The sequence below is a fragment of the Kitasatospora sp. NPDC008115 genome (genome assembly GCF_042957205.1).
Taxonomy (GTDB): Bacteria; Actinomycetota; Actinomycetes; order Streptomycetales; family Streptomycetaceae; genus Kitasatospora.
On the sequence record NZ_JBIBHU010000063.1, the window covers coordinates 1 to 11664 of the forward strand.

An 11664-nucleotide genomic window follows, 5' to 3' on the forward strand; every position below is an offset into this window, starting at 1 on the left:
GCGGCCCCGGGGGGGGGGGGGGCGGCCCCGCCCCCCCCCCCCCGGGGCGGCCCCCCCCGGGGGGCCCCCCCCCCCCCCCCGGGGGGGGGGGGGGGGGGCCCCCCCCCCCCCCCCCCCCCCCGCCCTCCGTCGTTCCGGGGCCTCTTGGCGGGGGCTTCGAACACGTCGGCGACCGTTCGGCACGTGTCCGGGAGAGCCACTCAGGGCGGCGCCCCCTGGGCAGGGAACCGCCGACCCCGGCCAGAAGTCCACCCCGGACCTGGCGTTCACCAAGCCCTATCTGCTCGCCATGGCCAACCCGCAACGATCGCCCGGGGCCTCGTGAGGGCGGTCGGCGGGACGGCCTGCCGGTTCGGCGAGGGCAGCGGAGAGCGGGGTGCCGCCGAGCACGCGGGTGGACAGCGCAATGCGTCGGGAAAAATTGACGCGTCGGAAACCTCCGACATATGTTCGTTGCATGCCCTCCGACGTGTTCGGCGTGCTGGCCAATCCAGTACGTCGCAAACTGCTCGAAACCCTGCGTGAAGGGCCGTGCTCGACGGGTGAGCTGGCCGCGATGTTCGAGCTCGGGAGGCCCGCGGTCTCCGAGCATCTGTCGGTACTCAAGACCGCCGGACTCGTGCGCGAGGAGCCTCGCGGGCGGCACCGCTTCTACCACCTCCAGCCGGCCGCGCTGGCCGAGGTGGGCCGCTGGCTGCATCCGTTCGAGCACTACTGGAAGCAGCGCCTGGACCTGCTGGCCGATCTACTGGATGAGGAGAACGAGAAGTGACCGAGAGCAACACGATCAACTGCGACAAGTTCCTGCCCCACACCCCGGCGGCAGTGTGGAACGCACTGACCGACCCCGGCCTGCACACCCGCTGGTGGGCGGCCGGTGACATCAGGCCGGTCGCCGGCCACCGCTTCACCCTGGACATGGGCAACTTCGGCAGCCAGCAGTGCGAGGTGACCGAGGTCGAGCCCGAGCGTCTGCTGACCTACCGCTTCGCCGAGGGCGCCCTCGACACCACGGTCACCTGGCGGCTGGAGGCGGAAGGCTCCGGCACCCACCTCTACCTCACCCACACCGGTTTCGACCTCGACTCCCCGATGGGCCGCCAGGCGTACGCGGGCATGGGCAACGGCTGGCCCCACGTCCTGGACCGCCTCGCCGGCCTCCTGGGCGAGACCGCCTGAATCCGGCGGACGGAATCGGGCCGACTGCCCCTCCCTGCGCTCGTTCGCGCTGCGACAGGGAAGCCCGGTCCGCATCAGGTGGGCTGGTCGTCGTTGCGCAATTTTCCAGCGGATTGAGAAGGCGGCGCTCTCCGAAGAGGAGTCACGCGAGCTGATCGGCGAGACAGCTCAGAATCCGAAGGACTGAAGTGCACCACGACGACTGGCAGCAGTCATCTTTCAGCAGCTCCTCAGGCGAATGCCTAGAGGTTCGCGCCTTCGACGGGGTGGTGGAGATGAGGGAGTCTGACCGCGAAAGCTTCATCATTCGCTGACGCTGGGGCGGCCTCTCGCTCGGGCGAGCGAGAGGCCGCCGGGTATCACTGTTGATTCATGCGAGGTTTGCGGCGAGAGCCAGCGGGACCTCAAGCACCGCCTGTGACCCGTGGCAGGATCGGGCGGTCCGGCCGCTCGATCGAAAGGTGCCTCAGGCCATGGGCTCGCAGCACTACGCCGTCATCAAGACCAACCACGGCTCCATCACCGCCAAGCTCTTCCAGTTCCACACCCCTCGCACCGTGCGCAACTTCGTCGAACTGGCCGAAGGGTCCCGCGAGTGGACGGACCCCTCGACCGGGGCTCCCACCAACGCGCCGCTCTACAACGGGACGACCTTCCACCGCGTCATCCCCAACTTCATGATCCAGGGCGGCGATCCGCTCGGCGACGGCACCGGCGGCCCCGGCTACGACTTCGCCGACGAGTTCCACCCCGAGCTCTTCTTCACCAAGCCCTACCTCCTGGCCATGGCCAACGCGGGCCCGAACACCAACGGCTCCCAGTTCTTCATCACCACCCGCGCCACCCCCCACCTCAACCGCAAGCACACCATCTTCGGCGAGGTCACCGACCCCGACAGCCAGAAGACCGTCGACGCCATCGCCGCCACCCCGACCGGCCCGGGTGACCGCCCCCTGGAGCCGGTCGTCATCGAATCCGTGACCATCGAGATCCGATAACCCACCCCCCGGAGTAGGAAGTCGGCCCCGCCGACTTCCTACTCCTCCCCACCCCCGAACACCACCCGCAGTACCTCCCTCGCCAGCTCCTCGACATCCACCTCCCCCCGGCTCTCCGGCAACGCGCCATTGAGCCACAGGCTCGCGAAGCCGTGCGCGAGCGACCACGCCGCGATCGTCGTCGCCCTCTGCGCCCCCTCCCCCGGCGAGAGCCTCCGCCCGCTCGCCGCCAGCACCGCGCCGGCCCGGTCTCGGGCCGCCGCCAACTCCGCATCGTCCGCCCGGTACAGCTCCGGCCGGAACATCACCTCGAAGTACGCCCGGTGGTCCACCGCGAACCGCACGTACGCCACACCCGACCCGTACGGATCCCCCGCCGCCCGCTCCAACGCGTCCGCGAACCGCTCGAACCCCTCCGCCGCGACCGCCGTCAGCACCCCCGTCTTGTCCCCGAAGTGGTGCGCCGGCGCCGCATGCGACACCCCCGCCCGCCGCGCCAACTCCCTCAGGCTCCACCCCGACGGCCCCGACTCCTCGACCGCCGCCAGCGCAGCGTCCAGCACCGCCCGCCGCAGGTTCCCGTGGTGATAGCTCTCGACCTTCGCCATCCCGCTCCCTCTCTTCATCTAGGCATTGACAAGATTACCCGACCGCGCAAATCTTGCCAGTGACAAGATTGGAGTATCCACATGGCCCCGCTCATCGCCCTCCTCGGTGGCTTCGCCGTCCTCCGCCTGCTCGGCCTGATCGCCGTCGACGGCCTGGACGCCTGGCAACCGGCCGTCCGCGGCGCCCTCGCGCTGATGTTCGTCACCACCGGCGTGCCGCACTTCGTGCCCGCCTTCCGGCGCGGCTTCGTCGCGATGATCCCGCCCGTGCTCCCCCGCCCCGAGCTGCTGGTCACGCTCACCGGCGTCCTCGAACTGGCCGGCGCCGTCGGCCTCCTCGTCCCGCCGCTCGCCCCGTACGCGGCCGTCGGACTCGCCCTGCTGATGCTCGCGATGTTCCCGGCCAACGTGCACGCCGCCCGCCACGGCGGCGCCCTCCGGGGCAAGCCGGTCACCCCGCTGCCCGCGCGCACGGCGATGCAGGTGCTGTTCGTCGCGGCGGCCGTCGCCGCCGCGGTCTGACCGGAGCAGGAAGTCGGCCGATCCGACTTCCCACTCCGCGCCCAAAACGCGCGGACGCGGCCCGCTGGTGTGCGGGCCGCGTCCGAATGCGAGCGAAAGGGGCGAGCCCTTACTCCACGATGCCGGACTTGGCGATGGTGATCTTCGCCTTGGTCCGGCCGCTCTGCGAGCCCAGGCCCTCGATCTTGGTCACGAGGTCCAGGCCCTCGACGACCTCGCCGAAGACGACGTGCTTGCCGTCCAGCCAGTTGGTCACGATGGTGGTGATGAAGAACTGCGAGCCGTTGGTGTTGCGGCCCGCGTTGGCCATCGAGAGCTGGCCCGGCTTGGTGTGCTTGAGCTGGAAGTTCTCGTCCGCGAACTTCTCGCCGTAGATGCTCTTGCCGCCGGTGCCGTCACCGCGGGTGAAGTCACCGCCCTGCAGCATGAAGCCCGGGATGACCCGGTGGAAGGACGAGCCCTCGTAGCCGAAACCGTGCTGGCCGGTGGCCAGCTCGCGGAAGTTCTGCGCGGTCTTCGGGACGATGTCGTCGAAGAGCGTGAAGACGATGCGGCCGGCCGGCTCGTCGTTGATGGTGATGTCGAAGAAAACGTTGGAACCCATGCAGGGATGATGGCATGCCGTGCGCACAGACGTGCGATCCCCCCGGCGTGCGGTCGGTCACGACAGGCCCCCCGCCTACGCCGCTTTCCGGGCCAGCAGGTAGGCCTGCGGGGTCCGCTCCCCGTCCTCCGGTTCGCGGACGAGGCGGGTGGTGACCTTGAGGCCGGCCTCGGTGGCCAGGGCTTCGAGGTGGTCGGGCTGCCGGCGGCGGAAGTCCAGGGCGGCCGGGTAGCCGAAGGGGTCCTCGATGCGCAGGGCGCCCTCGCCGGCCTGGAAGGCCAGGATGACCGGGGCTCCCGGGGCGAGGGTGCGGTGGAACTCGGCGAAGACCCTCGGGAGCTGCTCGGCCGGGGTGTGGATGATCGAGTACCAGGCGACGATGCCGGCCAGCCCGCCGTCGGAGTACGGCAGGTCGAGGATGGAACCGACCTGGAAGGGGATCCGCGGGTGGGCGGCTCGGGCCAGGTCGATCATCCGGGGGGAGAGGTCCAGGCCGGAGACGTCCAGGCCGAGGGCGGCCAGGTGGCCGGTGATCCGGCCCGGACCGCAGCCGAGTTCGGCGACGGGGCCGCCGCCGGCCGTGGTGACCAGTTCGGCGAACGCGGCGAGCATGGCCCGGTCCCAGGTCGCGGTGGCCAGCGCGCCGCCGTAGCGGTCGGCGTAGTCGGCGGCGACCGCGTCGTAGAACGTCCGGGCGGCGGTGAGGAATTCGGGCTCGGTGGTGGTCACGGCGATCGACCCTACCGGGGTTAGGATCGGCCGATCCGGAGGGGCAGGAGGGGGCATGGTGAAGGTCGGGGTCTATCTGGCGCATCCGAGGCCGGGGAGCTTCAACCACGCGCTGTTCGAGGCGGTGGTGGACGAGCTGCGCGGGCAGGGCGCCGAGGTCGTCGCGCATGATCTGTACGCCGAGGGCTTCTCCCCGCTGCTCACCGCCGACGAGACGGAGACGGTGGCCGCGAGCCAGGCCGCCGGGGACGCGCGGCTCGCGCTGCACCGGGAGGAGGTGGCCACCCTCGACGCCCTCGTGCTGGTCCACCCCAACTGGTGGGGCATGCCGCCCGCCGTGCTCGCCGGATGGGTGCAGCGGGTCATGGTGCCGGGCGTCGCGTACAAGCTGGGGACGGCGGACGGGGAGCCGGTCGGGCTGCTGCGGGCCGGGCGGGCGCTGGTGCTGAACACCTCCGACACCCCCGAGGCCCGGGAGCGCGAGGAGTTCGGGGATCCGCTGGAGCGGATCTGGGCGGCGTGCGTGCTGCCCTACGTCGGTGTGACGGACGTTCGCAGACGGGTGTTCCGCACCGTGACCGATTCCTCGGACGCCGAGCGCGCGCACTGGCTGCGCCAGGCACGGCAGGACGCGGCGGCGCTGATCGGCTGACGCCGACCGGAGGCGGTGCGCGACCGCACGTAGACGGCGGGCGGCGGAGTGATCGTCCGCGGCGGAGCACCGGGCTGACGGCCCGCCGTGCGTGCTAGAACCGTCGGCGGCAGTGAACGCCCACACGACCGAAGGAGAACCATGTCCGTCGCACGCACCGCACGCACCACCCTGCCCGCCGCGTTCGCCGCGCTGACGCTGCTGCTCTCCGGCGCGGCCACCGCGACCACCGCCTCCGCCGCCACGACCACCACCACGGGCCTGGACGGCACCTGGGCCTGCTCCGTCCCGTCCGGCTACGTCTACGACGGCGTGTCCATGGACCGCACGTGCAGCGGCGGCGGCAGCTGGAACTCGCCGCGGTTCCACCTGCGCACGCCCGTCGACGGGCTGACCGCGTGTACCGGCGCGCCCGGCTTCACCTACGACTCCGTCGGCCACAGCACCACGTGCAGCCAGACGTCGGGCGTCCTGGCCACCACCTTCCACCTGCGCACGCCGGTCAACGGCATGTGGGCGTGCAGCGTGCCGGCCGGCTGGACCTACAGCGCCACCACGTCGAACCTGGACTGCGCCAGCATCCAGGGCGTGCCGACCACCAAGTTCCGCCTCGTCGGTTAAGGCCCGGGCCGGTCGGACGGGCGCCCCGGAAACGGCCGGGGCGCCCGTCCGGCAGGCGGCGGGCTCAGACCAGGTCCAGCTCCGCGACGTCCTGGTCCCCGCTGCGCTCGCCCGTCGGCCGGAAGCCGAGGCGGGCGTAGAACCCCGCCGGGCCGCCCTCCCCCGGCACATAGGTGACGCAGACCCGGGTGCCGCCACGGCGGCGGACCTCGGCGGCGACCTGCTCGACGGCGAACCGGCCGTAGCCCCTGCCCTGGGTGTCGGCGGCGACGAGGAGGCGCCAGAGTCCGGAGCGCGGCGGCTCGCCCGGCCCGAAGACGACGTCGAAGAACCCCATCACGAACCCGACCAGCCGCTCGCCGTCGTAGACCAGCCTGGGCCAGGCGGTCTCACCGTACGCGTACGCCTCGGCCAGCGAGGTGGCCACCGGGGCGACCAGGTGGTCCTGGTCGGGGCGGACCTTGAGCTCCAGGGCGGCGTCGATGTTCTTCGGGGTGACCGGTTCGAGCCGCAGGGCCGGGGCCGGAGACGATTCCGTCGGCGTAGACATGCCGGTCACCCTAGTGAGCGCCCGCCCGCCGGTCCCCCGGTTTTTCACGGTGCCGGCGTGAACACCAGCGAGGCGTTGTGGCCGCCGAAGCCGAAGGCGTTGGTGAGCGCCGCACCGAGCGGGCCCCGGCGTGCGGCGCCCGCGACCACGTCCAGCTTGACCGCCGGGTCCTGCCGCTCCAGGTTGCGGGTGGGCGGGACGGCGCCGTCGCGCAGCGCGAGGACGGCCGCCAGCGCGCCGAGCGCGCCCGCCGCGCCGAAGAGGTGGCCGGTCATCGACTTGGTGGCGGTGACCAGCGGGTGGGCGCCGATCGCCTCGGTGACCGACTCGGCCTCGACCAGGTCGCCGAGCGGGGTGGAGGTGGCGTGGGCGTGGACGAGTGCGATGTCCAGCGGCGACAGCCCGGCCTCGGCGACCGCCCGGCGCATCGCGCGGACCTGGCCCTCGGCGGCGGCCGCCGTGATGTGCTGGGCGTCGGAGGTGACCGCCGCACCGGCCAGGGTGGCGTGGGCGCGGGCCCGGCGGGCGGCGGCGAAGCCGGCCCGCTCCAGGACGACGACGGCCGCGCCCTCGCCGATCACGAAGCCGTCCCGGTCGACGTCGAACGGGCGGGAGGCCCGGCCGGGCTCGTCGTTGCGCAGCGAGTGGGCCCTGGCCTGGGCGAAGCCGGCCACCGTCAGCGGGCAGATGCACGCCTCGGCGCCGCCCGCCACCACCACGTCGGCCCGGCCGAGGCGGATGAGGTCCAGGCCGAGCGCGATCGCCTCGGCGCCGGACGCGCAGGCGCTCACCGTGGTGTGCGCGCCGGCCCGGGCGCCGAGTTCGATGGAGACCCAGGCGGCCGGGCCGTTGGCCATCAGCATCGGCACGGTGTGCGGGGAGACCTTCCGGACCCCGGAGGCCTCCAGGACGTCGTCCTGGCCGAGCATGGTGAGCGCGCCGCCGGTGCCGGTGCCGATCACCACCGCCAGCCGCTCGCCGTCGACCTCGGGGGCACCGGCGTCGGCCCAGGCCTCACGGGCGGCGATCAGCGCGACCTGCTCGCAGCGGTCGAGGCGGCGGGCCCGGACCCGGTCGATGACCTCGGACGGTTCGACCGCGAGCCGCCCGGCGATCCGGACCGGCAGCCCGTCGGCCCAGTCCGCCTCGATCGGCCGGATGCCGCCGTCGCCGGCCAGCATCGCGGACCAGGTGGAGGCGACGTCGCCGCCGAGCGGCGTGGTCGCCCCGAGACCGGTGACCAGCACCGGCTCGACGGAGAGGCCTCGGAGCCGGTTGTTGTCAGTACCCATCGAAAAATCTCCATGGCTTCTGTGGAGGTTGTGAGGTAGGTACAACTCACCGCACCGGTGGGCACGGGGAGCCTTCGCCTCGATGCCCACACTGTCATGGCCTTGATGGACATTCAGATGTGTCAGCCGACCCATTCGGCAGGCTTCGATTTGTTGGAACCCTCCAGAACGAGGCCACAACCCCCGACGCGGTCACCGCCGCACCCCGACGGACATTCCGGGCACTCGAGATCACGACCTCAAGACGATCGGATTTCCGGTCGCCCACGCATCATCGGCCCTGCCATACTCGGCGCGATCGTTCACCGGCCCCACCCCGAGTGCCCCTCGAATCCGCGCACGAAGGGGATCCGGCGAACGCACCACCATTCGGTGAACGCACCATCACATCCCAGAGGGGAAACTCCACGTGCGCCTGCGTCATGCCCTCGGGCTGACCATAGCGGCGGCCACCGCCGCGCTCGGACTGCCCGTGCCCGCGACGGCCGCCCCGGCCGCCACCGCGACCACGCTCCACGTCAACAAGAACGCCTTCAGCTGCTCGAACCAGGGGTCCGGAACGGTCACCCGGCCGTTCTGCACCATCTCCGCCGCGGCCGCCGTGGTCGAGCCCGGGCAGACCGTGCTGGTGTGGCCCGGCGACTACCCGGAGCAGGTCATGATCACCCGCTCCGGCACGCCGGACAAGCCGATCACCTTCCTCGGCGGACCGGTCGAGAGCGGGCCGTTCACCCGGAACAGCATGCCGGTCGTCCGCGGCGGCCCCCAAGGCGGCCCCAACGCCTTCATCCTCACCGATGTGCACGACGTCTCGCTCCGGGGCTTCCGCACCTTCGCCCCGTACGGAGTGCAGGTCTACCGCTCGTCCCGGGTGGTCCTCGACCAGAACCGGTACACGACTACTCCGGCTACCACGATTCCCTCCTCATCACCAGCGGCAGCGACCACATCACGGTCAGCCGGAACTCGTTCAACCACGTGAACGGACTGGTCGTCAGGGACGGCGCACACGACATCCTGGTGACCGGCAACGACTTCAGCCGCACCGAGAGCACCGGCCTCACGGCCACCGGCGTGGCCGACCTCGCCGTCACCAACAACACCTTCGCGCTCAGCTGCTTCGACGGCATCCGGGTGGACGGCGACTCGCCGAGGGCCGTGGTGAAGAACAACATCGCGGTCGACGGGGCCGCACAAGGCGTTTCCTGCGGCACCCTTCCCGCCCAGACCCAGATCAGCGTCTCGGCCGAGGCCGCCCCGACCGCGAGCGTCGACTACAACGTCGTGCACGCGCGGCCCGGCTCGCAGCCCTACGCGTGGGCGGCACCGGCTACGCGTCCCCGGCCGCGTTCACCACCGCCACCGGACAGGGCGCGCACGACCTCGACCTGGCCGTCACCTACCCCTGGTCGAACCTGCAGAATCCGCTCAACAAGCTGACCGAGGCCGCGGCCGGCGCGATCGACTCCGCCGACCCGACGGCCCCCGGCGTCGGCACCGACCTCTCCGGCCAGCCCGCCATCGACCACCCCCAGGTGGCCAACACGGGTGGCAGCACCCGCGACCGCGGTGCCCATGAGCTCAGCGGGATGTCCGACCCGACCCTGCTGCAGGTCAAGGGCAGTGACACCGCCACCCCGACCGGACCGACGCCGCTCACCGTCGAGGCCACGCTCGGCTTCCAGAACACCTGGGGCACCGCCCCCGGCAGCTACCTGATCGACTTCGGCGACGGCAGTGAGCCGGTGCGCACGACCGACACCACGGTGCGGCACACCTACACCCTGTCCGGCTACTCCAGCCAGTACTTCTACGTGACGGCCACGGCCGTCGACGCCACGGGCGGTCGTGCCGAGGCGTCGTCCTCGTTCGCCCATGTGCAGCCGGCGTCCGACCGGCGCGCCTCCTTCCGCGCCACCAACGTGGGCTGGCCCCACACCTACCGGTTCGACCTCGATGCCAGGTCGCCCTACGTCCGGACCGGTGGCACGATCGACTTCGGCGACGGCACCGTGGAGGCCGTGGCCGCCTCCCAGGACAACGTCGCGCACAGCTATGCGACGCCCGGCACCTACTCCGTGACGTACACGGCCCGGGACGAGGCCGGCGAGGTGACCTTCCGGGAGGACGTCCCGGTCACCGTCACCCCGTCGCTCGCCGTGCTCAAGCCCGGTGAGCGGGTGCAGGTGCTGGCCACCGGCTCGTCCGTGCTGCTGAACGGCGGCGCGCACTACGGCTACGGCATCTGGGCGCCCTTCACGTCCATCCCCGCGAACGGCCGGCCGTTCGCCGAGAACGCCGTCACCTCGACGGCGATCGGCACCACCACCGACGGCGTGGCCCACAACGTGGTCGCCGCCAACGGGCGCCTCTACATCGCCGACCGCAGCATGTCGGACGGCAACTGGAGTGGCTGGGGCGAGATCACCGCCTACGGCGCCGCCGGACCGCTGCCGGGCGCCCCGACCCAGGTGGCCACCGCCGTCATGGGCCGCAAGCTGCACGTCCTCGCCCTGGTCGGCGGCCGGGTGCTCCAGGCCACCGGCGACTGGAACGCCGGCACCTGGTCCGGCTGGGGCGACGTCACCGCCGCCTCCGGCCTGCCCCAGGCCACCCGGATCGCCGCCGCCGCCGTCGGCAACTCCCTGCACGTCGTCGCCCTCGGCAACGGCGGCCGCGTCTACGACGCCGACGGCAACTACGACCGCGGCACCTGGAACGTCGGTGACCCCACCTCCATGCTCGGCCTGCCCAGCGCGCCGATCACCGACCTGTCCGCCGCCTCCATCGGCAGCACCCTGCACATCATCGCCGCCGCCGGCAACGGCATCCACCAGGCCAGCGCCGACTACGCCGCCGGCCGCTGGAGCGGCTGGGGCGACATCACCGCCGTCGCGGGCACCGACGTCGGCAGCGTCAAGCGGGTCTCCGCCGTCACCATCGGCAACCGCCTGCACATCTTCGCCGTCTCGGACGGCGGCCGGCTCTACAACGCCACCGGCGACTACGACCGCGGCACGTGGTCCCGCTGGGGCAATGTGAGCGCGGCTGTCACCAGCCCGAATTTCAGCGAACTGGCGGTCGCCGCCTCCTGACGCCACCACTCGGGAAGCACGACGGAGCCCCCGGCCGAATCGCTTCGGCCGGGGGCTCCGGTGCTTGCCGCACGGGTCCGTCGGCGGGTTACGGCAGGTTGCGGGCCATCACGATGCGCTGGATCTGGTTGGTGCCCTCGTAGATCTGGGTGATCTTCGCGTCCCGCATCATCCGCTCCAGCGGATAGTCCCGGGTGTACCCGTACCCGCCCAGCAACTGCACCGCGTCCGTCGTGATCTCCATCGCCGCGTCCGACGCGAAACACTTCGCCGCCGCACCGAAGAACGTCAGATCCCCGTCCCCGCGCTGGGACTTCGCCGCCGCCGCATACGTCAGCTGACGCGCCGCCTCCAGCTTCATCGCCATGTCCGCCAGCATGAACTGCACACCCTGGAAGTCACCGATCGGCTTCCCGAACTGCCGGCGCTCACGCACATACCCCTTCGCGTAGTCCAGCGCACCCTGCGCGATCCCCAGCGCCTGCGCCGCGATCGTCACCCGCGTGTGGTCCAGCGTCCGCATCGCCGTCGCGAAACCCGTCCCCTCCGCACCGATCATCCGATCCGCCGGAACCCGCACATCGTCGAAGTACACCTCACGCGTCGGCGACCCCTTGATCCCCAGCTTCCGCTCCGGCGCACCGAACGACACCCCCTCGTCGCCCTTCTCCACCACGAACGCCGAGATCCCCTTCGACCGCTTCTCCGGATCCGTCACGGCCATCACCGTGTAGAACTCCGACACACCCGCGTTGGTGATCCACCGCTTCACACCGTTCAGCACCCAGAAGTCCCCGTCACGCACCGCCCGCGT

Annotated in this window: 16 protein-coding genes; 10 read left to right on the top strand and 6 right to left on the bottom strand. The window is 71.8% G+C overall.

From position 1 onward, the window contains the following. Nucleotides 1–457: 457 nt before the first annotated feature. From ACFZBX_RS36530 to ACFZBX_RS36545, 4 genes are all read left to right on the top strand, one after another. Nucleotides 458–772, top strand: a complete 315-nt coding sequence (locus ACFZBX_RS36530; RefSeq protein ID WP_391538125.1) for an ArsR/SmtB family transcription factor — start codon at nt 458–460, stop codon at nt 770–772. Then, nucleotides 769–1179 (top strand): SRPBCC domain-containing protein, encoded by a 411-nt coding sequence (locus tag ACFZBX_RS36535; protein WP_391538126.1) that lies wholly within the window; start codon nt 769–771, stop codon nt 1177–1179. Before ACFZBX_RS36530 ends, ACFZBX_RS36535 begins: the two co-directional genes overlap by 4 nt. A gap of 188 nt (nt 1180–1367) precedes the next feature. Continuing rightward, nucleotides 1368–1493 carry a DUF397 domain-containing protein gene (locus tag ACFZBX_RS36540; RefSeq protein WP_391538127.1) on the top strand — a complete coding sequence of 42 codons (126 nt, stop codon included), beginning with the start codon at nt 1368–1370 and terminating at the stop codon, nt 1491–1493. A gap of 159 nt (nt 1494–1652) precedes the next feature. After that, complete coding sequence (locus ACFZBX_RS36545) at nt 1653–2177, top strand: peptidylprolyl isomerase (protein ID WP_391538128.1); 525 nt, start codon at nt 1653–1655, stop codon at nt 2175–2177. 38 nt (nt 2178–2215) lie between these two features. On the opposite strand, the gene ACFZBX_RS36550 is transcribed toward ACFZBX_RS36545, so the two are convergent. After that, complete coding sequence (locus tag ACFZBX_RS36550; protein WP_391538129.1) at nt 2216–2785, bottom strand: TetR-like C-terminal domain-containing protein; 570 nt, start codon at nt 2783–2785, stop codon at nt 2216–2218. An 81-nt stretch (nt 2786–2866) separates the two neighbouring features. On the opposite strand from ACFZBX_RS36550, the gene ACFZBX_RS36555 reads away from it, so the two are divergent. Beyond that, nucleotides 2867–3307 carry a DoxX family protein gene (locus ACFZBX_RS36555; protein ID WP_391538130.1) on the top strand — a complete coding sequence of 147 codons (441 nt, stop codon included), beginning with the start codon at nt 2867–2869 and terminating at the stop codon, nt 3305–3307. 109 nt (nt 3308–3416) lie between these two features. On the opposite strand, the gene ACFZBX_RS36560 is transcribed toward ACFZBX_RS36555, so the two are convergent. Together ACFZBX_RS36560 and ACFZBX_RS36565 are read right to left on the bottom strand one after the other, a co-directional pair. Then, nucleotides 3417–3911, bottom strand: a complete 495-nt coding sequence (locus ACFZBX_RS36560; protein ID WP_391538131.1) for a peptidylprolyl isomerase — start codon at nt 3909–3911, stop codon at nt 3417–3419. A 75-nt stretch (nt 3912–3986) separates the two neighbouring features. After that, entirely contained in the window at nt 3987–4640 is a 654-nt protein-coding gene (locus ACFZBX_RS36565; protein ID WP_391538132.1) for a class I SAM-dependent DNA methyltransferase, read from the bottom strand. Nucleotides 4641–4695: 55 nt separating this feature from the next. On the opposite strand from ACFZBX_RS36565, the gene ACFZBX_RS36570 reads away from it, so the two are divergent. Both ACFZBX_RS36570 and ACFZBX_RS36575 read left to right on the top strand, forming a co-directional pair. After that, nucleotides 4696–5292, top strand: a complete 597-nt coding sequence (locus tag ACFZBX_RS36570; protein ID WP_391538133.1) for an NAD(P)H-dependent oxidoreductase — start codon at nt 4696–4698, stop codon at nt 5290–5292. Nucleotides 5293–5433: 141 nt separating this feature from the next. Next, nucleotides 5434–5913 (top strand): hypothetical protein, encoded by a 480-nt coding sequence (locus ACFZBX_RS36575; protein ID WP_391538134.1) that lies wholly within the window; start codon nt 5434–5436, stop codon nt 5911–5913. Between the two features lie 64 nt (nt 5914–5977). Here ACFZBX_RS36575 and ACFZBX_RS36580 read toward each other — a convergent pair whose 3' ends face one another. Both ACFZBX_RS36580 and ACFZBX_RS36585 read right to left on the bottom strand, forming a co-directional pair. Continuing rightward, nucleotides 5978–6463, bottom strand: coding sequence for a GNAT family N-acetyltransferase (locus ACFZBX_RS36580; RefSeq protein ID WP_391538135.1), 486 nt, complete (start codon nt 6461–6463; stop codon nt 5978–5980). A 44-nt stretch (nt 6464–6507) separates the two neighbouring features. Then, entirely contained in the window at nt 6508–7755 is a 1248-nt protein-coding gene (locus ACFZBX_RS36585; RefSeq protein ID WP_391538136.1) for a beta-ketoacyl-[acyl-carrier-protein] synthase family protein, read from the bottom strand. Nucleotides 7756–8164: 409 nt separating this feature from the next. On the opposite strand from ACFZBX_RS36585, the gene ACFZBX_RS36590 reads away from it, so the two are divergent. The 3 genes from ACFZBX_RS36590 (at nt 8165) to ACFZBX_RS36600 (ending at nt 10850) form a co-directional block, all read left to right on the top strand. Further along, on the top strand, nt 8165–8737 hold the full coding sequence (locus tag ACFZBX_RS36590) for a hypothetical protein (RefSeq protein ID WP_391538137.1): 573 nt from the start codon (nt 8165–8167) through the stop codon (nt 8735–8737). Continuing rightward, nucleotides 8734–9195 (top strand): right-handed parallel beta-helix repeat-containing protein, encoded by a 462-nt coding sequence (locus tag ACFZBX_RS36595; protein WP_391538138.1) that lies wholly within the window; start codon nt 8734–8736, stop codon nt 9193–9195. Before ACFZBX_RS36590 ends, ACFZBX_RS36595 begins: the two co-directional genes overlap by 4 nt. Before the next feature lie 149 nt (nt 9196–9344). Continuing rightward, nucleotides 9345–10850, top strand: a complete 1506-nt coding sequence (locus ACFZBX_RS36600) for a PKD domain-containing protein (protein WP_391538140.1) — start codon at nt 9345–9347, stop codon at nt 10848–10850. An 88-nt stretch (nt 10851–10938) separates the two neighbouring features. Here the strand turns inward: ACFZBX_RS36600 and ACFZBX_RS36605 are convergent. After that, on the bottom strand, nt 10939–11664 hold a 726-nt coding region (locus tag ACFZBX_RS36605), incomplete at its 5' end, for an acyl-CoA dehydrogenase family protein (protein WP_391538139.1).

Bases quoted from the DNA above. Each gene is read 5' to 3' on its own strand.
- ACFZBX_RS36530 (WP_391538125.1), top strand. From the start codon at position 458: ATGCCCTCCGACGTGTTCGGCGTGCTGGCCAATCCAGTACGTCGCAAA.
- ACFZBX_RS36545 (WP_391538128.1), top strand. From the start codon at position 1,653: ATGGGCTCGCAGCACTACGCCGTCATCAAGACCAACCACGGCTCCATC.
- ACFZBX_RS36550 (WP_391538129.1), bottom strand. From the start codon at position 2,785: ATGGCGAAGGTCGAGAGCTATCACCACGGGAACCTGCGGCGGGCGGTG.
- ACFZBX_RS36555 (WP_391538130.1), top strand. From the start codon at position 2,867: ATGGCCCCGCTCATCGCCCTCCTCGGTGGCTTCGCCGTCCTCCGCCTG.
- ACFZBX_RS36560 (WP_391538131.1), bottom strand. From the start codon at position 3,911: ATGGGTTCCAACGTTTTCTTCGACATCACCATCAACGACGAGCCGGCC.
- ACFZBX_RS36570 (WP_391538133.1), top strand. From the start codon at position 4,696: ATGGTGAAGGTCGGGGTCTATCTGGCGCATCCGAGGCCGGGGAGCTTC.
- ACFZBX_RS36575 (WP_391538134.1), top strand. From the start codon at position 5,434: ATGTCCGTCGCACGCACCGCACGCACCACCCTGCCCGCCGCGTTCGCC.
- ACFZBX_RS36580 (WP_391538135.1), bottom strand. From the start codon at position 6,463: ATGTCTACGCCGACGGAATCGTCTCCGGCCCCGGCCCTGCGGCTCGAA.
- ACFZBX_RS36585 (WP_391538136.1), bottom strand. From the start codon at position 7,755: ATGGGTACTGACAACAACCGGCTCCGAGGCCTCTCCGTCGAGCCGGTG.
- ACFZBX_RS36600 (WP_391538140.1), top strand. From the start codon at position 9,345: ATGTCCGACCCGACCCTGCTGCAGGTCAAGGGCAGTGACACCGCCACC.